20 protein-coding genes and 4 pseudogenes are annotated in these 22,988 nt (G+C 50.2%); 7 read left to right on the plus strand and 17 right to left on the minus strand.

Features of this window, described 5'->3' with window-relative positions; all coding sequences use genetic code 11:
* Positions 1 to 194 precede the first annotated feature (194 nt).
* From AC3WT9_RS29080 to AC3WT9_RS29105, 6 genes and pseudogenes are all read right to left on the minus strand, one after another.
* On the minus strand, positions 195 to 1,487 hold the full coding sequence (locus AC3WT9_RS29080; RefSeq protein ID WP_341096463.1) for a homocysteine synthase: 1,293 nt from the start codon (positions 1,485 to 1,487) through the stop codon (positions 195 to 197).
* A 240-nt stretch (positions 1,488 to 1,727) separates the two neighbouring features.
* Positions 1,728 to 2,234: a GNAT family N-acetyltransferase gene (locus AC3WT9_RS29085; protein ID WP_341380421.1), complete on the minus strand. Its 507-nt coding sequence runs from the start codon at positions 2,232 to 2,234 to the stop codon at positions 1,728 to 1,730.
* Between the two features lie 181 nt (positions 2,235 to 2,415).
* On the minus strand, positions 2,416 to 3,138 hold the full coding sequence (locus AC3WT9_RS29090) for a GntR family transcriptional regulator (RefSeq protein WP_341380422.1): 723 nt from the start codon (positions 3,136 to 3,138) through the stop codon (positions 2,416 to 2,418).
* Positions 3,139 to 3,148: 10 nt separating this feature from the next.
* A complete protein-coding gene (locus AC3WT9_RS29095) occupies positions 3,149 to 4,162 on the minus strand; it encodes a sugar kinase (RefSeq protein WP_341379852.1) in 1,014 nt (337 codons plus the stop codon).
* A complete protein-coding gene (gene dagF / locus AC3WT9_RS29100) occupies positions 4,155 to 4,910 on the minus strand; it encodes a 2-dehydro-3-deoxy-phosphogluconate aldolase (protein WP_341379854.1) in 756 nt (251 codons plus the stop codon). Before dagF ends, AC3WT9_RS29095 begins: the two co-directional genes overlap by 8 nt.
* Positions 4,903 to 5,199, minus strand: a pseudogene (locus AC3WT9_RS29105) (SelA-like pyridoxal phosphate-dependent enzyme); the annotation flags it as partial. The pseudogene AC3WT9_RS29105 and the gene dagF, both read right to left, overlap by 8 nt.
* Between AC3WT9_RS29105 and AC3WT9_RS29110 the strand changes: the two are divergent.
* A pseudogene (locus tag AC3WT9_RS29110) lies at positions 5,194 to 5,433 on the plus strand (helix-turn-helix domain-containing protein); the annotation flags it as partial. The pseudogenes AC3WT9_RS29105 and AC3WT9_RS29110 sit on opposite strands and share 6 nt — an antisense overlap.
* A 199-nt stretch (positions 5,434 to 5,632) precedes the next feature.
* Here the strand turns inward: AC3WT9_RS29110 and AC3WT9_RS29115 are convergent.
* Positions 5,633 to 6,281 (minus strand): annotated as a pseudogene (locus AC3WT9_RS29115) (glycoside hydrolase family 130 protein); the annotation flags it as partial.
* On the opposite strand from AC3WT9_RS29115, the pseudogene AC3WT9_RS29120 reads away from it, so the two are divergent.
* Positions 6,280 to 6,426: pseudogene (locus tag AC3WT9_RS29120) on the plus strand (glycoside hydrolase family 125 protein); the annotation flags it as partial. The pseudogenes AC3WT9_RS29115 and AC3WT9_RS29120 sit on opposite strands and share 2 nt — an antisense overlap.
* A 177-nt stretch (positions 6,427 to 6,603) precedes the next feature.
* Here the strand turns inward: AC3WT9_RS29120 and deoC are convergent.
* Positions 6,604 to 7,281 (minus strand): deoxyribose-phosphate aldolase, encoded by a 678-nt coding sequence (deoC, locus tag AC3WT9_RS29125; protein ID WP_340896456.1) that lies wholly within the window; start codon positions 7,279 to 7,281, stop codon positions 6,604 to 6,606.
* 284 nt (positions 7,282 to 7,565) lie between these two features.
* On the opposite strand from deoC, the gene AC3WT9_RS29130 reads away from it, so the two are divergent.
* Together AC3WT9_RS29130 and AC3WT9_RS29135 are read left to right on the plus strand one after the other, a co-directional pair.
* Positions 7,566 to 7,907 (plus strand): hypothetical protein, encoded by a 342-nt coding sequence (locus AC3WT9_RS29130; RefSeq protein WP_038596681.1) that lies wholly within the window; start codon positions 7,566 to 7,568, stop codon positions 7,905 to 7,907.
* A gap of 9 nt (positions 7,908 to 7,916) precedes the next feature.
* Positions 7,917 to 8,921 (plus strand): ketoacyl-ACP synthase III, encoded by a 1,005-nt coding sequence (locus tag AC3WT9_RS29135; protein WP_038596683.1) that lies wholly within the window; start codon positions 7,917 to 7,919, stop codon positions 8,919 to 8,921.
* A gap of 94 nt (positions 8,922 to 9,015) precedes the next feature.
* Here AC3WT9_RS29135 and AC3WT9_RS29140 read toward each other — a convergent pair whose 3' ends face one another.
* The 7 genes from AC3WT9_RS29140 to AC3WT9_RS29170 all read right to left on the minus strand — a co-directional run bounded on the left by AC3WT9_RS29140 (position 9,016) and on the right by AC3WT9_RS29170 (position 18,139).
* Positions 9,016 to 9,846 carry a prohibitin family protein gene (locus AC3WT9_RS29140; RefSeq protein WP_341096471.1) on the minus strand — a complete coding sequence of 277 codons (831 nt, stop codon included), beginning with the start codon at positions 9,844 to 9,846 and terminating at the stop codon, positions 9,016 to 9,018.
* 243 nt (positions 9,847 to 10,089) lie between these two features.
* Complete coding sequence (locus AC3WT9_RS29145; RefSeq protein WP_341379856.1) at positions 10,090 to 11,544, minus strand: SulP family inorganic anion transporter; 1,455 nt, start codon at positions 11,542 to 11,544, stop codon at positions 10,090 to 10,092.
* A 194-nt stretch (positions 11,545 to 11,738) separates the two neighbouring features.
* Positions 11,739 to 12,815, minus strand: a complete 1,077-nt coding sequence (locus tag AC3WT9_RS29150; protein ID WP_076114024.1) for a bifunctional 3-deoxy-7-phosphoheptulonate synthase/chorismate mutase — start codon at positions 12,813 to 12,815, stop codon at positions 11,739 to 11,741.
* A 491-nt stretch (positions 12,816 to 13,306) separates the two neighbouring features.
* Entirely contained in the window at positions 13,307 to 15,568 is a 2,262-nt protein-coding gene (locus AC3WT9_RS29155; RefSeq protein WP_341379857.1) for a PAS domain S-box protein, read from the minus strand.
* Positions 15,569 to 15,721: 153 nt separating this feature from the next.
* Complete coding sequence (locus AC3WT9_RS29160; protein WP_341379858.1) at positions 15,722 to 16,714, minus strand: phosphotransferase enzyme family protein; 993 nt, start codon at positions 16,712 to 16,714, stop codon at positions 15,722 to 15,724.
* A 216-nt stretch (positions 16,715 to 16,930) separates the two neighbouring features.
* On the minus strand, positions 16,931 to 17,320 hold the full coding sequence (locus AC3WT9_RS29165; RefSeq protein WP_341096479.1) for a response regulator: 390 nt from the start codon (positions 17,318 to 17,320) through the stop codon (positions 16,931 to 16,933).
* Positions 17,321 to 17,464: 144 nt separating this feature from the next.
* Positions 17,465 to 18,139, minus strand: a complete 675-nt coding sequence (locus tag AC3WT9_RS29170) for a Na-translocating system protein MpsC family protein (RefSeq protein ID WP_341096480.1) — start codon at positions 18,137 to 18,139, stop codon at positions 17,465 to 17,467.
* Between the two features lie 217 nt (positions 18,140 to 18,356).
* Here AC3WT9_RS29170 and AC3WT9_RS29175 point away from each other — a divergent pair, with 217 nt between their 5' ends.
* Entirely contained in the window at positions 18,357 to 18,899 is a 543-nt protein-coding gene (locus AC3WT9_RS29175) for a glutathione peroxidase (protein ID WP_341096482.1), read from the plus strand.
* A 370-nt stretch (positions 18,900 to 19,269) separates the two neighbouring features.
* Entirely contained in the window at positions 19,270 to 20,376 is a 1,107-nt protein-coding gene (locus AC3WT9_RS29180; RefSeq protein ID WP_341096483.1) for an LLM class flavin-dependent oxidoreductase, read from the plus strand.
* 73 nt (positions 20,377 to 20,449) lie between these two features.
* On the opposite strand, the gene AC3WT9_RS29185 is transcribed toward AC3WT9_RS29180, so the two are convergent.
* Together AC3WT9_RS29185 and AC3WT9_RS29190 are read right to left on the minus strand one after the other, a co-directional pair.
* Positions 20,450 to 20,689 (minus strand): hypothetical protein, encoded by a 240-nt coding sequence (locus tag AC3WT9_RS29185; protein WP_038596719.1) that lies wholly within the window; start codon positions 20,687 to 20,689, stop codon positions 20,450 to 20,452.
* 4 nt (positions 20,690 to 20,693) lie between these two features.
* Complete coding sequence (locus AC3WT9_RS29190; protein ID WP_341379859.1) at positions 20,694 to 21,695, minus strand: TIR domain-containing protein; 1,002 nt, start codon at positions 21,693 to 21,695, stop codon at positions 20,694 to 20,696.
* Positions 21,696 to 21,855: 160 nt separating this feature from the next.
* Between AC3WT9_RS29190 and AC3WT9_RS29195 the strand changes: the two genes are divergently transcribed.
* Positions 21,856 to 22,986 carry an N-acetylmuramoyl-L-alanine amidase family protein gene (locus AC3WT9_RS29195; RefSeq protein ID WP_341379861.1) on the plus strand — a complete coding sequence of 377 codons (1,131 nt, stop codon included), beginning with the start codon at positions 21,856 to 21,858 and terminating at the stop codon, positions 22,984 to 22,986.
* Positions 22,987 to 22,988: the final 2 nt, after the last annotated feature.

The following is a 22,988-nucleotide window of genomic DNA, read 5'->3' on the forward strand; positions in this document are numbered from 1 at the left end:
CTATGCAAAAAGGCCATCTGCCCCATGCGCCGTCCTGTCACAGTATGAACAGGATCATGCAGGTGAACAATCACCTAGAATTAATCTGATTCATAATTATGAAGGAAACGGCTCCGCATAATGGCAAAGGCCTTGATAGCCTGCAGCGAAGCGCTGCAGGCCGTAACTATTTAATTGCAGTTGCTGTGCTGTCTTTATTGCTGGCTGGCGGCAATCGCCTGCTCCAGATCATACAGAATATCGTCAATGGATTCCGTACCAATCGACAAACGCAGCAATTCAGGGGTTACACCTGCTGTTGTCTGCTCTTCGGCAGAAAGCTGCTGATGTGTAGTGCTCGCCGGATGAATAATCAGTGACTTGGAATCACCGACATTGGCCAAATGGGAGAACAGCTTCACATTCTCTATCAGCTTGACACCCGCTGCGGCTCCGCCTTTAATTCCGAAGGTAAGGATTGCGCCTTGCCCCTTTGGCAAATACTTCTGGGCAAGTGTATAGGAAGGATGGCTCGGCAATCCGGCATAGCTGACCCATTCCACATTCTCATGGGCTTCCAGATACTGTGCAACCTTCAGCGCATTCTGGCTGTGACGCTCAAGACGCAAATGTAAAGTCTCTAGCCCTTGCAGCAGCAGCCAGGAGTTAAACGGTGAAATCGCAGCACCCAAATCACGCAGCAACTGCACGCGGGCTTTAATAATATAGGCAATCGGTCCTACAGCTTCCGTGTAAACTACGCCATGATAACTAGGGTCCGGTTCGGTCAGCCCCGGGAATTTGCCGCTGGCTTTCCAGTCGAATTTGCCGCCGTCCACAATGATTCCGCCGATGGAGGTACCGTGCCCGCCGATGAATTTGGTAGCTGAGTGCACTACGATGTCGGCTCCATACTCAATCGGGCGAAGCAAATACGGGCTCGGGAAGGTATTATCCACAATCAGCGGAATGCCATGCTCATGGGCAATGGCCGCCACGGCTTCAATATCCAGTACATTTCCCTGCGGATTGCCGATCGTTTCGGCGTAGAGTGCCTTCGTCTTATCTGTAATCGCACTGCGGAAGTTCTCAGGATTATCCGAATCCACAAAATGAACCTTGATGCCCAGCTTGGGCAGTGTGGTAGAGAACAGGTTGTATGTTCCGCCATAGAGACTTGCGGAGGACACAATTTCATCCCCTGCACCGGCGATATTCAGAATAGAGAAGGAAATTGCCGCTGCCCCTGAAGCTGTGGCAAGCGCCCCTGCCCCGCCCTCAAGCGCAGCAATCCGCTGCTCGAACACATCGGTGGTCGGGTTCATCAAACGGGTATAGATATTGCCGAATTCCTTGAGCGCGAACAAATTGGCTGCATGTTCCGCATCACGGAACCCGTAGGAAGTGGTCTGATACAACGGTACGGCACGCGATAAAGTAGTTGGATCGATCTCTTGTCCTGCATGAACGGCTAAAGTTTCAAACGACAGCTTGCGGTCTTCTGACATTGGTATTTCCTCCCATTCATAATTGGCAACCGTTAACAATTTAATTTAGAATTGAAACTATTCTCTCACAAACCCTGTCATTTGAAAAGAAAAATATCTCATTATTCCACTGTGTTTTATTTTGTTTAGAGGAACTATTGATTTGATCGCACTTCCTCCCGTGGATAACGCTTTCATTTTTCACTATATATCAGGCTTCATCGCTATGTATCGGACTTTAATCGTAAACGGCAAGAGTGTCTAGCCGGCAAATTGATTTCGCCGCATATAGAAGTATACCAGATTGTTTACTAGCTCCTCATCTCTACAAAACCCCAACGCTGTCAGCAGGCGAAGGGATCTATCGTTCCCCGGATCAACTGTAGCTTCAATGACCTCAAGCCCCATCTCTTCATAACCAAAGGTGATCACCGGAAGGAGTGCTTCGGTCATCAGTCCCCTGCCCCAGAAGTCTCTGGACAGATCAAAACCGATTTCTGCTTTACCCTCAGGTCCGGTTGTCCAGCAATGATAGCCGCAGGTCCCTGCCAATTGATCCTGCTGCTTATCGAATACTCCCCAGCGGCAGCCCGAATCGTCGATGTGAAACTGTATAATTTCATCCGCTTCGCTAATGTCCCTGCAAGGCGGAATATCCATGTAACGCGTTACTTCTTCCTCCGAGAAATGGCGGAATACCGCCTCACGATCTTCAAGCGTCAACAATCTTAAATTCAACCTGTCTGTTTCAATGACCGGGTAATTCATCTTCGTCAATGCTCTCTCTCCTTCCTTTGCACTTACTTGTTGCACCAAATCCGCTGGCACTTTGCCTATCATTCTATCATATTACTCAGCACTTACGGACCATCAGGTTTTTGTTATGAAGTATTTCCAGCATCGAAAAAAGGACTCCCGCTGCAAGCAACGAAAGTCCGGGAGGAACTAATCAAGTGTCATAACTGACCAGATAAGGATGAAGCTCTGTGTTATAGCAGCCTACGCTGTGTTCGATCAGCCTGCCTTCCCCATCGTAGGAGTTGCGCAGGCGCTTGAGCACATGCGTCCCCGGTGGAAGCTTCAGCAGCAGACAGACCTCAGGAGGTGCCGGCTCCACAAAAAAACGGTCCTTGAAGTTCTCCAGCACAATGTCGTTCTCCTCCAAAGAGTCATACAGCGACTGGATATCCGCACCCATTTCTTTGGCACCTCCGCCGGGCAGCGCTTCTGTTGTCAGGAAGTGTATCAGATGAATATAAGGCTGTCCGTTCAGAATGTAGAGACGTTCGATCCGCTGGCAATAGGGACCGTGGCGATGGTATTCCTCCGTACCGGCATCATTCGTAATGAGTTCAGACACCAGCAGTCTTTTTTCCAGCTTATGTCCCTCTTCTACGAGCAGCTCTGTAAATTTTTTGCCCTTGGAGAGTTTCTGATAGGAGGTATTGCGCATCACAATGGTCCCGACGCCGCTTTTCTTTTGTACATAACCTTCCTGGGACAGCTCCTGGACCGCGCCGCGGACCGTCATTTTACTGACACCAAATTCGTTTTCCAGCTGCGGCTCGGAGGGAATGATGCTCCCCAGAGGATATACACCGTGCAGAATCCGGTCTCTGAGGATTTTTTGAATTTGCTGATATAAAGGACCTTGCTTGCGTTTCAGTGACACGCGCCGTTCACTACCTTTCAACATCTAAGGTATGGTCTGACAACGCCCGGAGCACCTCACCCTCGGTAAAAAGCGCGGTGTCGCCTTGGGTGGTGTGGGCCAGCATTGCCGCCGCTGCTGCCATATTAACTGTTTGCTGCCACGGGTACTGCTGCAATTCCCCATGGATGATGGCGCTGGCAAAAGCATCACCGGCGCCAATCCGGTCAAATACAGGGAAGGTCAGCTTACGGGAAAACTCGAATGTACCTTGATGATAGATATATCCCGTTAAGGAATGCGTATTGTCAGCATTAATCTCACGGTGGGTTCCCGCTGCCGTTCCGATTCCGAAGCGCTTCGCCACCTCAGGAATTGCTTGCTTCAACTGTGTTATTCTATCATATTCTCCAGTTCCGATGCCAAGAATAAACTGCGCGTCCTTCTCATTCATCATCACCGTATCCGCCAGCTCCAGCAGATCTTCATAATGCGGGCGGGCCTTGGCACAGCCATCCATACCCCATAGCCCGGGGCGGTAATTGCAGTCAAAGACAACCTTGCCTCCGGCGCTTTTCACCTCCGCAGCAAGCTGCTTCATCTGCTTGCGCACTCCTTCATTCATAGCCAGCGTAATGCCGCACAAATGAAGGACGTCTACACGGGAGGCAAGAGCTGCCATATCATAATTGCCCGCCTCGGCGGTATTGAAGCTGCTGCCCGGCCGGTCTGTGTAAGTGACTCTGCCGGGGCGGGCTCCAAAGCCATTTTCCAGAAAGTACATCCCCAGCTGCTTGCCGCCCCGGCTGATCAGTGACGTATCCACCCCAAGCTTGCGCAGATAAGCGATCGCCGCTTCACCCACCGGAGTTTCCGGCAAGGTGGTTATGATAGCACCGTTATGGCCATATCTGGCCAGCGCTGCCGTTACATTAACCCCGCTTCCTGAAAAAGAGTACTCCAGCCTGCTGCTCTGGACCAGCGTTTCATAGCCAGGAACCTGCAGCCGCATCATCACTTCGCCAAAAGCAGCAATCCTAGGCATACTGATCCACCAACGATTTCATAGTTTCGAGCAGTCTGCGGACATCCTCTACGTTCGTATTCCCGGTCTGCGGATCAATAATTGAGGAATAGATATGTGGTATGACCTGCGGAACGCCTGCCTGCAGCGCAATCTCCAGGATGGGGCCAAAGTTGCCCATGTCGATTCCACCCGTAGGCTCCAGAGCAAAGCCGGCTTCCCCACAGGCCTTGGCAACCGCACGGTACTCCTCTTCCAGCTTCAACCCCTGCATCGGATAATATTTGAGCGCATTGCCGCCCATGTCACGAACCAGTGCAATGGCCGCATGAACCGGCACAATGGCTTGCGGCTCGTTCCCCGAGCTGATGGGACCGGTCGATATATTTACATAGCCCGGCTTTCCGCAGGGAGAGACCAGGCTGTTGATCCAGCTGCCTTGGGCTCCCAGATTGGCGCGGGTCGCCCCCACTGCCGGAAATACCTGATTGATATGGCTTCCCGGATAGCTTTTGGCAATCTCCGCCACAACTGCCGCCTGCCGGTTGTCTCCTGCTCCCAGGCCGATGGATACGGCATCTTGAATAGCTCGACCATATTCCGTCACGGCGGCTGCCGCTTCCTCCGCCGTGGCGTAATTTTTGGAGAGCACGCCTACCAGGACATGCCCCTCCGCTGCCGCATAAATCTCCTTGGCGTTCTCAATGCCGCCTGCCAAGACATTAAGTGCGGCTCTGTTCTTATAGAAGCGCTGCTGAATATTATTCATTCGGTTTCCCCCCCACGATTTCGCTTATTCTGCTTACGATGACCTGAAGATCATCCCCTTGCAGAGACCTTGGATCGATATCGAAATAGCCCTGCTTCACGCCATAGTCCCGGGTATACACCGCAATCTCACCCTCACGCAGCCCGTCATTGACAGTCTTGGCATCCACCCCCGCAGCGGAGGACTCAATCTGGATGCGTCCACGGAATATAGCTCTGCCCGCTTCATCCTGCACGATGCGGACCGAAACTCCGGGCATCTCGGCCAACGGCTGAAGGCTCTCCAGAGCTTCAAAGAGAAGACGGGCAGCAATTTCTCACAGTACATCTGGCAGCGGCGGGTGGATGAGGTGATCCGGCTACTGGAGAATACGAGTGCACCGCTTAAGGAAATCATTGAGCAGGTGGGTTATCTGGATGCGCCGAATTTCATCCGCAAGTTCAAAAAAGAAACCGGTCTGACGCCGGGACAGTACCGCAAGGACCATGCCTTGAAGGGAACTGCTGCGAAAAGACCGGTTTAAATTGGCGAAGCTTACGCCCTTTCTTTATATGTTTTGGGGCCCCCGCAAAGTACCTGAGTAAACATCCAAGTAGAAACTGCTTTGCCGTCCTTTTTGTAGGACGGTATCGTTTCAGCGAGAAATAGAAGGATAATTTACAATGCGAAGCATAAAAATACTTATATTTGAAGCTAAGGCCCCACTTTGTGCGGTTATTTTGCTACTGTGCTTCCTTCAGGATATGCTCTACCAGCTCATCCAGCGGAACAGTTGCGAGCGCAATCGCCGTGTCCGTTACCCCGTAGCAGCCCGTCTTTGACTACATTTCCAGTCGGGAAGATGACATTGGGGATCTGAAAACCGAATTTCTCATAATACATCTCCGGCACCATAATGAAATTTTGTGTCCGGGCAATGATCTTCTCCGGCTGCTCCAAATCCAGCAGCATGGCTCCTACACGGTAGACAATGTCCTCATCGACGCCGTGATAGAGCACCAGCCAGCCCTTGTCCGTACGTACCGGAGGTGTAGAGCCTCCGGTCTTCCGCGATTCCCAGGATAGATTCCCGGCTGTGGCAAGCAGCTTGGGTTCTTCCCAATGGATAAGATCCTCGGAGTAGGTAATCCACATGGCCGCCTTCTCGGTTCCGTAGGCTTCACCCACGTATTCCTCGGGACGGTGCAGCAGCACGAATTTGCCGCCTATTTTCTCAGGGAACAGAATATTATCCCGGTCATTGATATCCAGTGGTGTCGTGTCCGCAACAAACTCCCAGTCCAGCAGATTATCCAATTTCAGAATGGATGACCGGGTCAGCCAATGTCCCTCCTCTTCCCCCCAGCCATCCGGGTATTCCGGAATGGAGCTTATACGGACCGATGCGGATACCGGATATATGCACGAGGGCTTCCACCCTGACAATCCCGCCGATTTCTCACGCGAGTGGTTCGCCTGGTCTAACAGCCTGTTCGCCACCCTGATCAGCAAAGCGATGGACAAAGGACTGGTCTAATCTGAGCTGCACCAGTTGTACTCTTCAATGGACATTGCAGCGGAAAACACTACTCTAGTTAATGATGTGAATTATAGAATCAAGCCCTGCCTATAGAAAAAAACCGGCTGCGCCGTCCTTTATACAAGGATGGCGCAGCCGGTTTTTTGTAGCTGGAGTAGCTGGACTGCATGAACTTTAATAGCTGCTTTGGCTCTGTTCGCCTTTGGCAATAGCCACGCCGCCACTGGTGCCGATTCTTGTCGCTCCGGCTCCAACCATAACAAGGGCATCCTCTGCGCTGCGCACACCGCCGGATGCTTTGACGCCGATGTCCGGACCGACTGCCGCACGCATCAGTGCGATATCTTCCTTGGTGGCTCCTCCGGTGGAAAATCCGGTTGAAGTCTTCACATAATCCGCTCCCGCTTCAACAGCAAGCTTGCAGGCACGAACTTTCTCCTCATCGCTCAGCAGGCAAGCCTCGATAATGACTTTGGTTAATGCTTTGCCGCGGGCTGCATCAACAACAGCAGAGATATCACGCTTCACCAATTCATCATTGCCATCCTTCAAAGCGCCGATGTTGATCACCATATCGACTTCACCTGCACCTTTTGCTATTGCATCAGTTGTTTCAAAGGCCTTTGTTTCCGGTGTTGAAGAGCCTAACGGGAAGCCGATAACCGTGCATACTTTTACCTCCGGTGTATCTTTCAAGACTTCATGGGCAACAGATACCCATGCTGGATTTACGCAGACTGAGGCGAACTTATAGGCTTTGGCCTCTTCCGCCAACTTGATGATATCTTCTTTCCGTGCATCCGCCTTCAGCAGCGTATGATCAATGATCCCGGATAATGTAATCTCACTCATTGTTAATTCCTCCATAGCAGTAGATATTCTCATACCCTGTAATCATACCAATAGAAGAACGCTTTGGAAAGGCGAGGGAGAACGATCCACACCTTTCAATATGCTTTATGTACCTCTTCACGGAATGGAATTAAACCCTATTTTATAAATACAAAAAAATAAAAAGTTTAATTATGCTAAATAAACCTTTTCAAAACAACGATAATAATTATATGGAATTATTGGTTTCCATATTTTCCTGGATTGATTTCACAACTATTTTGTAGAAGGAGATGTTTGGACAGATGGGTAGTTTTAAATTCGCAACAAACACCAAAGAGCACAAACTGGATGTACAAGTCGAAGGAACCATGTCAGAGGAGGACGCAGGACGGTTTATTCAGGAATACAATCAAACCGTAAGCAAGTTTGACCCGACTGAATATGAGATTGTCCTGGACTGCACTACGCTGAATGTTTCTTCTCCGGATGTGCTGCCTATGCTGGAGCAATGCTATATTCTGTACCAACAATCCGGGTTCAAAAAAGTAGTCTTCACAATCGCTAAAAGTCCGGTGCTGAAAATGCAGCTTAGCCGGGTGGCTCGCTCCACAAAACTGGCAAACTATGAAATTATCGAAGTGTAGGTGAACCTGATGAAACATACCGGAGAAAACATTAGAATCCGCAATGCCGCGTACTACCATCCACAGCACATTGTTGGCAATGATTATTACCTTGATCATTTCGCGCAGATGGGGAAAGACATCAAGCGGTTCCTCGAAGTGATGGGCCGAAAGAATAGATACATTATCAAGGACGAAAATGAAAATTCGCTGACGATGGGATTAAAGGCGGCACAGAAGGTGCTTGAGGATGCCGGTCTGCAAAGTGAAGATCTAGATATGATTGTGTTCGCTTCACAGACACCGGAGTATACTTATCCTACCAATGCCCTGCTGCTGCACAACAAACTGCAATGCAAGCATCGCACCATCACTCTGGATTCCAATGCCAATTGCGCCGGTATGGTAGCGGCTGTTGAACAGGCGAGCCGTTACATGCAGTCGAACCCAAGCATCCGTTATGCACTGATCACAGGGAGTGACTACAGCTCGGTCAACTGCAATACGGATGATGAAATTACCTATCCTAACTTTGGAGATGCGGCGGCCGCCGTTATTCTGGAGCGGAGCAGTGAAGCTGGGGGATTTACAGATTCCTTGTACTACACAGATTCCGAAGGCTGCGAGAACATCATGTTTCCAGCATGCGGATTGTCCAATATCTATCGCGAAGATATAACAGCAGAGCAGATTCGAATCCGCTGGACGCCGTTTGACGGTACAGTATGCGTGGATGCGGCCATAGCTGATATTAAAGAGCTGCTGAGCCGCAACGGCCTGACTACCGATGATATCTCCGCCTTCTGCCTGTCCCAATTCTCACTCAAAAATATTGAGCTGATTCAAGAGGGACTCGGCCTTAGTGAAGAGAAATTCATCTATGTTGGCGACGAATTTGGCTATACCGCCACAAGCAGTCCATTTATCGCCTTTCAGCGTGGAGTCGAGGATGGACGGATCAAACGCGGCGACTATGTCTTCTTCTGGTCCGTAGGCGCCGGCTGGCAAATTCCGACGATGCTCTTCCAATACTGATAACGGGAAACCGGACAAGCTATCTTCTTAAAATCATGCAAAAAGCCTTGCTCTCATTCAGGAGCAAGGCTCTTCTTTATGCCGTAGCCAATGGTTACTTTTGCGTCAGCGAATCAATGTCCACAAATGGCGTGGCCCCGCCCGTTACCGACGGCAGTACACCGTTCCATTTCTCCAGCGCTTTCTCCTGGACTTCAATTTGCTTCAGCTGCACCAGCTCAGGTGTAACCTCCTGCTTCTTCAGTCTTAAGGATTCGGCCTCCGCCTGTGCCTGGGCAATCTTCTGTTTGGCTTCTATCTCGACCCGCCGGAGATCATTCTCCGCCTTCAGCGCCTGCTGCTGGGCAACCTGCTTGGCTTCAATCGATTGGTTGAAGGCATCGGAGAATTTGAAATTGACAATGTTGATGTCATTAACGACTAGATCATATTTGGCCAGCCGTGCAGTGAGCAGGCCACTGATTTCTCCCGCCACGGCATCACGCCGAGTAATCAAATCTTCTGCGGGGTATTTAGCCGTGACCTCCTTCACAATCTCCTGAATCGCCGGGTTGATGATCACGGCATCAAAATTGCCTCCAATATTATTCATCAGATTATAGGCAGAGTCTTTACTGACGGAATAGTTAACAGCTACATGGGTAGATACGGGCTGAAGGTCTTTAGACGATGCCGTAGTGTCCGTCTCCGCTTTGGTTACCTGCGTGTTGACCTGAATTACACTCTGGAAGAAGGGGATTTTCAAATGAATGCCCGGCGTCAGCATATTGTTGTTCAGTTTGCCGAAGGTTTTGTACAAACCTACATGCCCGTACTCTACGGTAGCAAATGAGTTGGCGGCGATTAGCCCCAGAACCAATACCGCCGCCGCGATGCCTATGAGTTTGCCTGGCCTAGTCTGCTTCAATTTCGGATTAATCTCCATGATTGTTGAAACCTCCCTAATTATGCTCTGCTTGGTATTGTTAACCTTCTATACGGTGGTGCAGCACCAGCGGTCGCAAGGAATTTTTTTTGCAGGGAAGTATTCTAAGGTCTCAAGCACGGGAGTCCCTTCCACCCTCTGCCAATCCTTCTGCCGGGAATATCACCGTTCTTCTATAATATATAAATAGCAGCCTTCTCCATAGAGAAAGCTGCTCAAAAGATGAATTATTAATCATATGAATTACGAATGTCCACCGGATAAGGACAAGCCAACCCGTTTTACCAGCTGTGTGCTTTCCTCGTTTAACCCGGTAATCGTAACCGTTTTGCCATACGCCGCATACTTGCTGATCGTCTTGGCAATGGCGCCAGCCGCTGACTGGTCCCATACATGCGAATGTGTGAAGTCGATCCTGATGTTCTCCGGATCACCCTCATAGTTAAACTCATGAATAAAGTGGCTTGTCGTACCGAAAAACAACTGGCCGGAAACCACATACGTAACCATATCGGCGGATGTCTGGACGCTCAGGGAAATCGAGGCTATTTTCCAGGCAAATGTCAGGGCACTGAGCAGAACACCGAACAACACCCCGATGGACAGATTATCCGTTAGCACGACCGTAACAACCGTTACAATCATTACCAGTGCATCACTTAGCGGTACGCGGGCCAGCGTCTTCAGCGAACCCCATTCAAAGGTGCTGATGCACACCATGATCATGACGCCTACCAGCGCTCCCATTGGAATTTGCTTAACGATATCACCGAGAACGAGGATGAGGAACAAGAGGAATATCCCCGACACAAAGGTGGAGAGCCGGGTGCGTCCCCCCGATTTCATGTTGACCATCGATTGGCCGATCATCGCACAGCCTGCCATGCCTCCGAAAAAGCCCGTAACGATGTTCGCCAATCCCTGACCCTTCGCTTCACGGTTCTTGTCGCTTCCGGTTCCGGTTATATCGTCAATTAAAGTTGCCGTCATCAGCGATTCCAGCAGCCCCACCACAGCGAGTGACAGTGAATATGGCAATATAATGAGCAGCGTATCCATTGTAAATGGCAGCTGCGGCAGATGGAACAGCGGCAAAGCCGATGTTATCTCTCCCATATCCCCCACGGTCTTCACATCCAGATCAAGCACGATGCTGAGCACTGAAACGATAATAATTGCCACAAGCGCCGAAGGCACCGCCTTGGTGAACAGCGGAACCGTATAGATGATGAGCAGAGTCAAGGCTACAAGGGCGTACATCACCCAGCTTTGGCCTTTGAAATGCGTAAGCTGTGCCATAAAGATCAGAATAGCCAGCGCATTGACAAAGCCGGTCATGACGGGCTGCGGAAGAAAGGTAATAAATCTCCCCAGCTTGAGCATCCCCATCACGATTTGGAAAACTCCGGCTAATACGGTAGCTGCGAACAGATACTCAATTCCGTGCTGGATTACCAGACTGCCGACCAGCAGTGCCATTGCGCCGGTGGCTGCCGAGATCATGCCCGGTCTGCCTCCGGCAAACGATGTTACAATTGCGATGCAAAAGGAGGCATACAGACCGACCATCGGGCTTACTCCGGCAAGAATCGAGAATGCAATCGCTTCGGGAATGAGTGCAATTGCCACCGTCATTCCGGAAAGAACATCGCTCCGTGTATTGGAAAACCACCCGTTATTTAATTTTAGCTGCTTCAAGCTTCTGTTTCCTCCTGTTTCTGTTATGGTTGATTGGACTGTTCCAAACAGTCCGGTCCGGTGCAACGCCAATGTTTCCTATTGTACCTGACCCGCCATAACCTCCACAAAAGTGCAGCCTGTACTTGTAAGCGTTTATTTCGGTCTTTTTCTCGCATATGCTGCGAAAATCAAGTCCATTCAATAGTTTTAAATTACCGGTACAGTCCTGAAGCCTTAACCTCATTGAAGAAGGTATTGAATTCCTCGATATTAAGCTGCTGCGCAGCATCCGACAATGCAGTCGCCGGATCGGGATGAACCTCCACCATGATGCCGTCGGCTCCGGCGGCGAGTGCCGCTTTGGCGCAAGGGATCAGGATATCCTTACGTCCGGTGGAGTGAGTCACATCCACCAGCACCGGTAAATGGCTCTCCTGCTTCAGAATTGGCACGGCCGAGATGTCCAGTGTATTACGCGTCCATTTCTCGTAAGTGCGGATACCGCGTTCGATCAGCATGACCTGGGTATTTCCGCGTGACATGATGTACTCAGCCGCATGGAGGAATTCTTCCATCGTTGCAGCAAGCCCGCGTTTCAGCAGAACCGGTTTGTTCAGTTCTCCAGCTGCCTTGAGAAGTTCAAAGTTCTGCATATTGCGTGCGCCGATCTGTATAATATCCACATAATCCAGCGCCGGCTCCAGATGTGCCGGATCGACGATTTCACTGATCGTCAGCAGGCCGTATTCATCAGCCGCCTCACGGAGAATCCGCAGCCCATCCATGCCAAGGCCCTGGAAATCATACGGCGAAGTCCGGGGCTTGAACGCTCCACCGCGCATTACGCGGATACCGGCCTTTTGCAGCGCCGCGGCCACCGTACGGGTCTGCAGTTCGCTTTCTACGGAGCAAGGGCCTGCTACCATCAGCGACGACAGGCCGCCGACGGTCACATCGCCCGGCAGGACAATAACGGTGTCCTCTTTGTGGCTCTTACGGCTGACAAGCATGCTTTTCTTATGCTCGGCAGACTGCAAATCCAGAGAAGCGGAGAAGATTTGCTTGAAGAGGCTGCGGATCGTTCCGCTTGTGAAAGGTCCTTTGTTGCCCGCTACCAGCTTCTCCAGCATCTGTTTTTCCCGTTCCGGATCGAACTTCGGCACGCCTTGCTTTTCTTTAACTACACCAATTTCCTGAACTACCTGGGCACGCTCGGAGATCAGCTCCAGCAGCTGCTCATTAATTTCATCCAGGCGGGCTCTCAGCCCATCCAATTCCACGTTGCTCATTACCTTCCACTCCCTCTTCTCGATTAATTCAACCTATGAACGCAAAAAGGCCCCCCGTCGCAAGGGACGAGGAGCCGTGGTACCACCCTTATTTAGGATTAATCAAAAACAACCGCCGGCACAAAAAATGAAAGCTCATTTCCTGCCCGGGATTAACCCTGTCTTACACCCGATAACGCGGGGCGCGGGCCTCCCTACCCATAGTTGCTGCAGCAAATACTTCAGGGGCCGACTCGGAAGTGAACTTCGGCGCTAATCGTCTCATGAGGGTGCTCTCAGTCTCCGGCACACCTTCCCTGTTAAGATCCGCTTCTAGCGCTTACTCTCTTCGTCATTGTCATTTGTGTTATATGCCGGTGCTTCTTCTGCGCCAGTTGATGCTATCTTAATCAATAAGATCCTCTGATGCAAGACATCAATGTACCGCTTCGCAGCTTTAAGCAACTAAAATAACCTTTGATAAGATTAAGCGCCCAAGCCTGTTTTTCGCCTCAGAAAAATTTTCCGATGATATTCGAAATAGCTTCGCTTCTGAGCGGCTTACTGATATATTCATCCATCCCGGCCTCGAGACAAAGCTCACGGTCGCCCTTCAGCGCATTTGCCGTAACCGCAATAATTACCGGAAGCTTCTCCTGAGGAAGCGTCTGTTTAATAACCCTGGTAGCTTCCAGCCCATTCATCCCGGGCATCTGCACATCCATGAAAATAATGTCATAGTCCTTGCTGCCGGCCATCTCCACTACCTGCAGCCCGTCTACCGCAACATCGACAGCGTAGCCCCGCTTCTCCAATATTTTGCGCAGCACGATTCGGTTAATTTCATTGTCTTCGGCCACTAATATACGCAGCTCCCGGCCAACCGGACCCAGGCTCGGCAACTCGGTACCCGGTACCCCGTCTGAACCTTTGTCCTCCTCGCGAAGCACCACAGTGAATACAAAGGCCGCACCAATCTTCGTGCCCGTATCCAGTGCGATGCTACCGCCCATCAGTTCAACAAGCTGTTTGGTAATGGCCAGGCCCAGGCCTGTTCCTTCATGACGCCGGCCCATAAATTGCTCAAGCTGATAAAACGGCTCAAATAGCCGTTCCCGGGAGTCTTCCGGGATACCAATCCCGGTATCAGCAACAGTGAATTGCAGCGTAATGCCATCTGCGGCTTTCGCCGCAGTCCGGACCTGTATTGTGACACCTCCGGTATAGGTGAACTTCACTGCATTGCCGACTAAATTGAGCAGAATCTGCTTCAGCCGGTCTGCGTCGCCTATCAAATGCTCCGGCACTTCTGCGCCCATCATAACCTCAATGTATAACCCCTTCGCCTCCGCCTTAAGGAGCAGCAGTTCGAGCGCGGAGTCCATGCAGTTCCTCAGTACAAACGGCTCTTCATGCAGGGCTGTTTTGCCCGCTTCATTCTTGGAGAAATCCAGAATATCGTTGATGATATTCAGCAGCGTATTACCGCTCTGCCGGATAATATCAAGATACTCTCGCTGTACTGAGCCCGGTTCACTCATGTCCAACAGCAGATCGGTCATCCCCAGAACCCCATTCATCGGCGTGCGGATCTCATGGCTCATCATTGCCAGAAACTCGCTTTTGGCCTTGTTCGTATTCTCAGCAATCTCCTTGGCAATGAGCAGCTTCTTCTGCTCGGTAATATCCTTCACGATAATATAGAATCCGACCCGCTCCTCGTTGATGATGATGGGGGCGATTGTTGTCAGCACTTCGACGGTATGGCCGTCTTTATGCCAGATCAGATTGATGTTCCGCTCCTTGCTGTTGTTCCCATTGCAATAATCGATTACATCATGCAGATGATGGGCGCCGATAATCAGACTGACACTCATTCCGACCATTTCAGGGATGGTGTAGCCTGTCAACTGGCAGGCTTGTTCATTTCCGTTTATGATATTGCCCTGCAGATCCAGGGAAATAATCGCATCATGATTATATTTTTTCAGGGAGGTATACCGCTCGATGGATTCCTGCAGCATCGTCTCTACGGCTTTGCGCTCTGTTACATCACGGCCTACCGCAAGCACGCTCATGCTATCCCCGTCCTCAATTAAACGCAGGGTGAATTCAATCCAGAGGTATCGCCCGCCGGCATGGCGGATTCGCAGCTGAATGCTCTGAAACTCCATAGGCTCAGAGAGCTCCAAAGCGGAAAGATCCTCATGGTGAATCAGCCCGCGGATATCGCGTCCAATCAGCTTCTCCGGCTCATACCCAAGCACCTCCCGAATCGAAGGTGAACAATACAGGCATATGTTGTCCAGAGTGGAATAATACACAATATCCCTTATGTTCGCGGCGATCAGCCGGTAGAGTTCATCACTCGGAGGAGGGATGATTTCGGCGGGATTCCCCTCCGGAATCTCAGCCAAATGAATTAAATAATGCAGTTTCTCCCCCGTACAAGGATCGCTGACAAGCACAGCATGCAGAAGCAGCTGGACCGGTGTGCCGGCGGCACGGGTCAGCTTAATTTCACATTCAAAAAAGGGGGCCTCTCCTGCTTGCAGAGCCCCCATCATCTTTTTATATACCGCCAAAGAATCATTATGCAGAAACTCACCGAATTCATGCTCCAGGAGCTGTTCCTCCGAATACCCCAGCATCAAAACTACCGCGGGATTTATACGGGTCCATTTCTCATCCATAGAAAGAAAAGCTACTCCAACCTTTCCCGTTTTGTACGCCTGTCCAAAGCGGGAATATACCTCCGCATGCTGTCTTAACATCTGATCCACCGCCCGTTTGTGGAGTATTGAGTGAAATTCACTTATTTTAAAACTTCAATATAAATATCTTGTATAATCGGGCGAAAGTCAAATGTTATTCCCGCTTTTTCAGCTATAATATTCAAGGCATTAAATATTCACTTTCTGCAGGTCTTAGAATGAATAGTAAACTTCTTTTCCGGCAAGAAAATCCCTGCACAGGGTGTCGCATACTTTTGCTGCGTCCTCTTTAATCCAGCCATTCCGGTCAGGGTCATGAATAAAAAACAGATAGCTGATAAATATATCCATAAAAATCAATCCTTCAATATACCGTACCTGATCAAAAGTGAAAGTGGACCTTGAAGCATAACCCAGCAATAGGGTTTGCCTTAATTCGCTTGGAAGGATGGAAGATGCGCTGCCCAGGTCAAATAGGTAATAGCCATAACCGAATAATCCAAAGTCTATATAACAGGGACCCTCATTCGTAATAATAACATTCCCAAGTTGAACATCGGCATGTATGAGCCCCCACTCTTGTTGAGTATCCAAATCCCTCAGTTGGCCCTTTACATATTCCAGAACCTCCTTAATGATCTCATAGTGCTCTTGACTGTACAGGCTGGCTTCAATTCCATATCTAAGTTCCTCAATCGCACGGTCTATTCTTGCTGCGTCATATACAGGTCTGGTTAGCGCCGGCAGTGCGGATTCCCGTGAAAAATGATGTAGATCCGCCAGCTTCTCCCCTAATGCAAAAACAATCTGCCCTATGTTGTCTTCCTGCAAAGTAAGCGTTGACCCCTCTATCCACTCCAGTAAGGTTGCATAACAAGAACCAAATTCATTGGCTGTGTATTCTGAAACAAACTGGCCCGCACGGTTAACAGAGGGTTTCTGCACCCGCAGGTTCTTTTGGGATAATCCCTGAAGTAAGTACATTTCTGACTGTAAGCCTTCAAGTGTATGCTGTATACCAAACAGACCTGCTGTTGCAGGTTTATGTATGCGCAGCAAATATTGTTTGCCGTCGCTTGTATCTGTTACCTTAAACGTCATATTTTCATTATGTCTAATATATTCAATCGCTGGTTCCGAGATAGAATAAAGCGCAAGCGCTTCTTCTGCATGATGTATCAAGTCGTCCACAAATTCAGATTCCATTATATAATCCCCGTTCCTGCATTTTCCTTTTAGTTTATCATAGGTTTAATCCCGGATACGCGGGCAAGAACAGTTAAATACAAAGAAGCCCTTAACAAAGCGGCTTCGTAATAATCCTTATAGAACGGCTTTTTGCCGGCAAACCGGCCTTCCGGCGGAGTTCTCCCCAGTGCCCCACCTTTGATTGCACACCCTTGCTCTAATCCCGGTCCGGTGTCAGAAACCCCCTGTTAACAGAGCCTCTACAGTTTCCGTAACTTCTTTGACCTGAAAGGGCTTTGTAATATACCCGGCAAAACCTGCACCTTTGGCCCGCTCGATATCCAAGCTCTGGGCAAAGGCGCTGATCGCCAAAACCGGAATATGCCGGGTCTCCTCTTTCGACTTCAAAGACTCCAATGCCTCATAACCGCTCAGGTCGGGCAAGCCGATATCCAAAATAATCAGATCCGGCAGCTTCTGCCTGGCAATCTGCAGACCAAGCTTCGCCGTATCAGCTTTCAGCAGTAATACGGAGGGCAGATTTCTTTTGAAGATATGATGCATTAAATCCATGTTGAGCTCATTATCTTCTACATAGAGCACCGTCTGCTTGTATTCCCCCATTCATCAAATCCCCCTAAATGTTTGATGCGCAATATACCTAGTCAGGGAAAAATAAAAAAGCCGAAGAAAGGGTCATCTCCCCCTTCTCCGGCTCATGTTCGGCTCATTTGCATGTCCGACCCATTCCCACCTCATTTATGATGTTCAATGAAAAGTATATGCTATCACACTGGTATCCTTGTCGAAATCCCAATCCACATAAATGTCAGACAGCTCCTTGCCGAGCATCGGCGCAATTGTGGTGGTATCCTCCAAATAACGTTTTTCCATTTTGCGTTTCGTTGTTTTGAGTGTATTCTCATAGCCGAGGCCAATCAGTTCCTTCTCCAGAGGAATCAGAATTCCCTCACGCTTGATGATCAGAGTGCGTGGGCCAAGCCACCAGGAGTCAGTAAATTCCGGTTCCTTCTGCACTTTCCTGCTTACTTCATTAATCTGGGCATGGACTTCTTCCCGCCCGGCATAATCGTCAACAGCCACTCCGCTGTGCTTGATGAGTGCAACGATCATTCCTGACGCGTTATGTATGCCCCAATCATAAAAAATCTCGCTGATCTCAATAGCCATCTGATCCTTCAGGTAAGCCGAAAGCTCGGGAAGCAGTGATTTCATCAGGAGCTCCCGCGTGTAGCGGAACGCTTGCTCCTCTTCCTTGTTTAACAAAAATTTCTCCACAGGCCCGATAAAATTGCGGATATGCATGGCGATGCATTGCTCTCCGATAGATGCATGTATGGATTCGGGCCCTTTCCCGAAGCGCTCTCTCAGCAGTCTTCCTGTGTAGCTGGAAAGTTGGCTAGTAAGTTCTGTAGTACTCATCAAATTTCCTCCAGCATTATATTCTTTTGTCAGTGTCTAACTGTATGGGGAGACTCTCCGCCTGCTGAAGAACGGTTCGTACACCTTAGTATAATCTCAACTGCCAGCTTCGTACACACAAAAAAATACATTGCACAATTTGACACACAAAATTATATTGTGTACAATTTAATTAATATGAATATTTCATTACATATTGCGGAAGGATGATTCAGCAATGAGCATATATCAATATACCGCACGCAACATTCGGGGCAAGGAAACCAGTCTTGAACAATACAAGGATAAAGTCCTGCTGATTGTAAATACCGCCAGCAAATGCGGGTTCACTCCGCAATATTCCGACCTTCAGAAGCTCTATGAGAAATATCAGGATGACGGATTTCAAATTCTGGGATTTCCCAGCAATCAGTTCGGGGAGGAACCCGGAACCAACGAAGAAGTAGACGTCTTCTGTCAAATTAACTACGGAGTTAGCTTCCCCCTATTTGAGAAGGTTGATGTGAAAGGCGAAAATAAACATCCCCTGTTTCACTATCTGACCGGTCAGGCGGGCTTTGAAGGCTTCGATGAAAGTAATGCCAGCGGGAAGCTGCTGCATGCCATGCTTCAGGAGCGTGAGCCTGCAACACTGGCTGACGACGAAGTGAAATGGAATTTCACCAAGTTCCTTATTGACCGCGATGGCCAAGTTGTGAAGCGTTTTGAATCCTACAGTGATCCGCTGGACATTGAGCCGGCTATTCAGGAACTGCTGTAAAACAGTCCAGCTGCATAGTGCCTGCTAATACATGGATACGACAAGAGGGTGTCCCGGAAGCCTTATTCATTCACGGCTTCTGGAACACCTTCTTTATGCTTACAAAAGAACCGAATGGCTTGTTTCATCACATTTCATTTATAGCGAAAAAACGCTGTTTACTTAAGTACATTCATTCAAGCGGATGCATTGAATAGGCTTCTTCTGAAGATACTCGACTGAAAGACCTCCGCGGTTCACAGACCTTTATCATTTGTTCACATACTTACATTTTGTAAGCTATTATGTTATAATCATCAATATTCCTCACACACCGGACCGGCTACCATTTACTATATTTAACATTCTATTGAACAAGGGGTCAGCATTTATGAATAACAGCGTTCCACAAGAAAACGTGCCGGAGTTTGAATTCGGTATTTACACACTCGGTGACATCGTAGCCGATTGTCATACAGGTCAGACCATCAGCCCCCGGCAGCGTCTCCATGAAGTCATCGCAGCGGCCAAGCTGGCCGATGAGGCGGGGCTGGACGTCTTCGGCGTCGGTGAGCATCACCGGCTTGATTTTGTCATCTCCTCGGTGCCGGTTGTACTCGCGGCAATTTCGCAGGCCACGAAACGGATCAAGCTGACAAGCGCCACAACGGTGCTGAGCACCATAGATCCGGTACGGGTCTTCGAAGACTTCGCCACACTTGATCTTCTGTCGGACGGCCGGGCGGAGATCATCTCCGGACGAGGTGCTTTTCTGGAATCCTTCCCCCTGTTCGGATATGAGCTGGAAGATTACAAGAAGCTGTTCACGGAGAACCTTGATCTGCTGCTGGAGCTCAATCAGCATGAAGTCATGAACTGGAAGGGAACCTTCCGCTCCCCGCTGAAGAATGCCGAGATCGCCCCGCGGCCTTTGCAGCGGAAGCTCCCGCTCTGGGTCGGCATTGGCGGTTCGGCCGAAAGTGCCGAAAGAGCCGGCACGCTTGGTATTGGGATGGCTATCGCCATTCTCAGCGGCAGTCCTGAACCCTTTCAGAATCTTGCCGAAACCTACCGCAGAAGCGGAGCCAAAGCCGGTCATGCTCCAGAGGACTTAAAGATCGCCATCACCAGCCACGGATATATTGCGAAGACGTCACAGCAGGCGTTGGACGAGTACTACCCTTACTATTACAGCTACCGCAATGCCATCAGCCCGCATCCGGGCCAGGAGTACGGAGTATCCCGCAGCGATTTCGGACGGTTCGTCTCTCCTGTTAACACGCTTGCCGTTGGCAGTCCGCAACAGATTATAGAGAAAATCCTGTACCAGCATGAGCTGTTCGGCCATAACCGCTTTATGGCCCAGCTGGACATTGGCGGACTCCCCTTCAACAAGGTAGCGACGGCTATTGAGCTGCTCGCAACGGAGGTGGCACCGGTCGTGCGGCGGGAAATTGCCAAGAAGCGTAGCAGCCGGTCTTCGCACCATGAGATCTAAGAAGCGAAAAGCAAATAAATTCTTATAATTACAAAAAGAGGTCTCCGGCTGATGCCGGGGACCCCTTAACTATTTAGGCGAATGAAGGCTTGCTGTTGTCGACCTTCCCGCTGATAAGCTTCTTGTATTCCTCATCTCCGCCATCCAGCGATGGCGCAATATATACGTGGCCTGCCGAGGAAGCCGGCTTTGCTGCCCGGCCTGCACTTGCCTTGCCCTTAGAGCGCCGTGTCCCTCCGGAACTGCTGCCGTTGCCGCCTGCGGATCGGCGGACCGCACTGGACAAACTGACTACACCCTTCATATTCTTCATACTCCTAGTCCCCTCCCACTAAATAATTGACGGTACGGAACAAATCGCGGTTGTAAGCAACCACTGTGGTAAGATCCTCCGCAGATAGCCCGTCGTCTCCCGAAAAATGGACAGAAAGGACATGCTGCTCACCTAAAGGATAGCATAGGATATATACCTCGGCAACTTCAGTACGCTGAAAAAAGGTCCATTCCTTGCTCAGATAAGCATCGAGAACACCGGGCCGTTTCCCTTTGTCTTCACTTAATGAGAAAGGGTAACAATGCCCACGGCCCACATTTCCCCCTACCTGGATCAGACCTTCCTTCTCACTTTCCCGCCAGAGCGCGGCGCCAATTACCCGGCATTGTCCGGGCAGCAGAAAGGAATTGCGGATAGCCTCGCTGAGCGCCTGGTATTTCTCTCCACCCTGAGCTCCGGCCACATTACTATTATATTGCCAGAAGAAATGAAGGATACTTTCCTTGCGCCTAAGCTCCAAGCCCAAATGTTCCAATTCCTTCAGGGGATCGCGGTAGCTCCCCTGCTCCTGAATACTGTCCAGGATCTTCCCGCAGCTGACATCAACGGCTGCCACCGGATTATCATGCTGCCATTCATACTCCAGCGGGGTGAGTCCGGACAGATCGGATAAGAGATGATACTCTTCGATATTCTTGCCGGGAATCAAATCCGTACGCGGGGCTACCCGGTCCGGAAGCAGGCAAAAGACACGTTTGCGCCGCAGCCTGGCCCAGAACAGCCCCATTTCGAACTGTGTATTATCACGGGTGACATAATAATATTTGCCGCGGATTTGAGCCACATCATCAGGTGAAAAGATGAATACGGCAAAATCGCTCTCATCCAGATGTCTCTCCAGCGCCTCCATCGTATATTCATTCGCACGGAAGGCATTGGCATACCAAGGATTAACCTCGGCTTCTCGCTTTAGCTGTTCGTGGATCGCCCGGGCGTAACGGATGGATTCCCTGGATGATCCGATGAATAGTTTGGGTCTGGTCACGACGGCACTCCTTTACAAACTTTTCCAATATGCAACAATTATACAGTGCTTTACCGCTTTGGAACAGAGGTTTAATTTCTATTAAATTTTAACCAAATCCTTTTCTTTGACCGATGAAACGGGTAATAGACATTTATCCATCCGGGAAGAGAGGAAATTTATGAACAAATATATACATACCGCAGTGCTGGCAGCCTCCTTGCTCACAGGAAGCATGCTGCAGCCTGCAACCAGCTCTGCTGCAGGAGCCTATACAGCAAAAGTGAGTGCAAGCTCCCTCAATGTACGCAGCGAGCCGGCAGCCAATGCGGCAGTTACAGGATCCTTAAAGAGCGGCGCACAGGTGACCGTTACCGATGAGCAGCATGGCTGGGCAAAAGTACGGTCCGGTTCAATCTCCGGCTGGGTTGCGGGGTATTATCTTATAAAAGTAAACGGGACAGGCGGTGAATCCCTTGCAGCAGTTGCTGTATCTACACCCGCCAAGGCCTCTGGAAGCGGCGGCAGCACAGCAATGGTTACAGCCGATTCCCTGCGCATCCGGGGAGGTCCGGGAACCGGTTATAAGATACTCGGAGCGTTAAAGGCAGAGGACTCCGTGACTGTTCTGCTGCGGCAGAACGGTTGGGTGCGGATCCGCACCGCCAGCGGGGAGACCGGCTGGGTCGCAGCACAGTATATTACCAGCGGAAGCTCCGCGAGTACAGGAAGCGGGAGCCGAACGACTGGCAGCCTTAGGCAGACTGGCGGGATCAATGGCAAGCGGATCGTCATTGATCCGGGTCATGGCGGCAGCGACCCCGGCATGCTCGGCACATCCTTTGACACGTTGGAGAAGGATCTGAATCTGCAGACAGCATTGTATGTCCGCGACTACCTGACAGCCAAGGGAGCCCGTGTGGAGCTGACACGCGCTCAAGACCAGCGCCCTTCCCTCGCCAGAAGGGTGCAGATCGGGCAGTCTGTAGGGGCGGACGCTTTTGTCAGCATCCATTACAACTCCTCCCCGAAGAATGTAAGCGGCACGCTGACTTTTTATTACTCGGAATCGGATGATCTGCGCCTGGCACGCTCCATTGAGAACCGGCTCGGGCAGGGCATCGGCTTGAAGAGCAATGGAGTATCCTTCGGCAACTACCATATTCTGCGGGAGAACAACCTTCCGGCAGCACTGGTGGAGCTCGGGTTCCTAAGCAACCGGAACGATGAAGCGGTCGTCCGCACATCTGCCTATCAGAAAAAAGCCGCCAAGGCAATTGCCGAGGGGCTCGCGGACTATTTTAAAGGTTAATG

This window comes from Paenibacillus sp. EB106-06-01-XG199, from assembly GCF_058791575.1.

Bases quoted from the DNA above. Each gene is read 5' to 3' on its own strand.
- AC3WT9_RS29095 (WP_341379852.1), bottom strand. From the start codon at position 4,162: ATGCCTAGGATTGCTGCTTTTGGCGAAGTGATGATGCGGCTGCAGGTT.
- AC3WT9_RS29080 (WP_341096463.1), bottom strand. From the start codon at position 1,487: ATGTCAGAAGACCGCAAGCTGTCGTTTGAAACTTTAGCCGTTCATGCA.
- AC3WT9_RS29180 (WP_341096483.1), top strand. From the start codon at position 19,270: ATGAATAACAGCGTTCCACAAGAAAACGTGCCGGAGTTTGAATTCGGT.
- AC3WT9_RS29150 (WP_076114024.1), bottom strand. From the start codon at position 12,815: ATGAGCAACGTGGAATTGGATGGGCTGAGAGCCCGCCTGGATGAAATT.
- AC3WT9_RS29135 (WP_038596683.1), top strand. From the start codon at position 7,917: ATGAAACATACCGGAGAAAACATTAGAATCCGCAATGCCGCGTACTAC.
- AC3WT9_RS29140 (WP_341096471.1), bottom strand. From the start codon at position 9,846: ATGGAGATTAATCCGAAATTGAAGCAGACTAGGCCAGGCAAACTCATA.
- AC3WT9_RS29085 (WP_341380421.1), bottom strand. From the start codon at position 2,234: ATGAATTACCCGGTCATTGAAACAGACAGGTTGAATTTAAGATTGTTG.
- AC3WT9_RS29130 (WP_038596681.1), top strand. From the start codon at position 7,566: ATGGGTAGTTTTAAATTCGCAACAAACACCAAAGAGCACAAACTGGAT.
- AC3WT9_RS29195 (WP_341379861.1), top strand. From the start codon at position 21,856: ATGAACAAATATATACATACCGCAGTGCTGGCAGCCTCCTTGCTCACA.
- AC3WT9_RS29175 (WP_341096482.1), top strand. From the start codon at position 18,357: ATGAGCATATATCAATATACCGCACGCAACATTCGGGGCAAGGAAACC.
- AC3WT9_RS29155 (WP_341379857.1), bottom strand. From the start codon at position 15,568: ATGTTAAGACAGCATGCGGAGGTATATTCCCGCTTTGGACAGGCGTAC.
- dagF (WP_341379854.1), bottom strand. From the start codon at position 4,910: ATGAATAATATTCAGCAGCGCTTCTATAAGAACAGAGCCGCACTTAAT.
- AC3WT9_RS29165 (WP_341096479.1), bottom strand. From the start codon at position 17,320: ATGGGGGAATACAAGCAGACGGTGCTCTATGTAGAAGATAATGAGCTC.
- AC3WT9_RS29170 (WP_341096480.1), bottom strand. From the start codon at position 18,139: ATGAGTACTACAGAACTTACTAGCCAACTTTCCAGCTACACAGGAAGA.
- deoC (WP_340896456.1), bottom strand. From the start codon at position 7,281: ATGAGTGAGATTACATTATCCGGGATCATTGATCATACGCTGCTGAAG.
- AC3WT9_RS29160 (WP_341379858.1), bottom strand. From the start codon at position 16,714: ATGGAATCTGAATTTGTGGACGACTTGATACATCATGCAGAAGAAGCG.
- AC3WT9_RS29185 (WP_038596719.1), bottom strand. From the start codon at position 20,689: ATGAAGAATATGAAGGGTGTAGTCAGTTTGTCCAGTGCGGTCCGCCGA.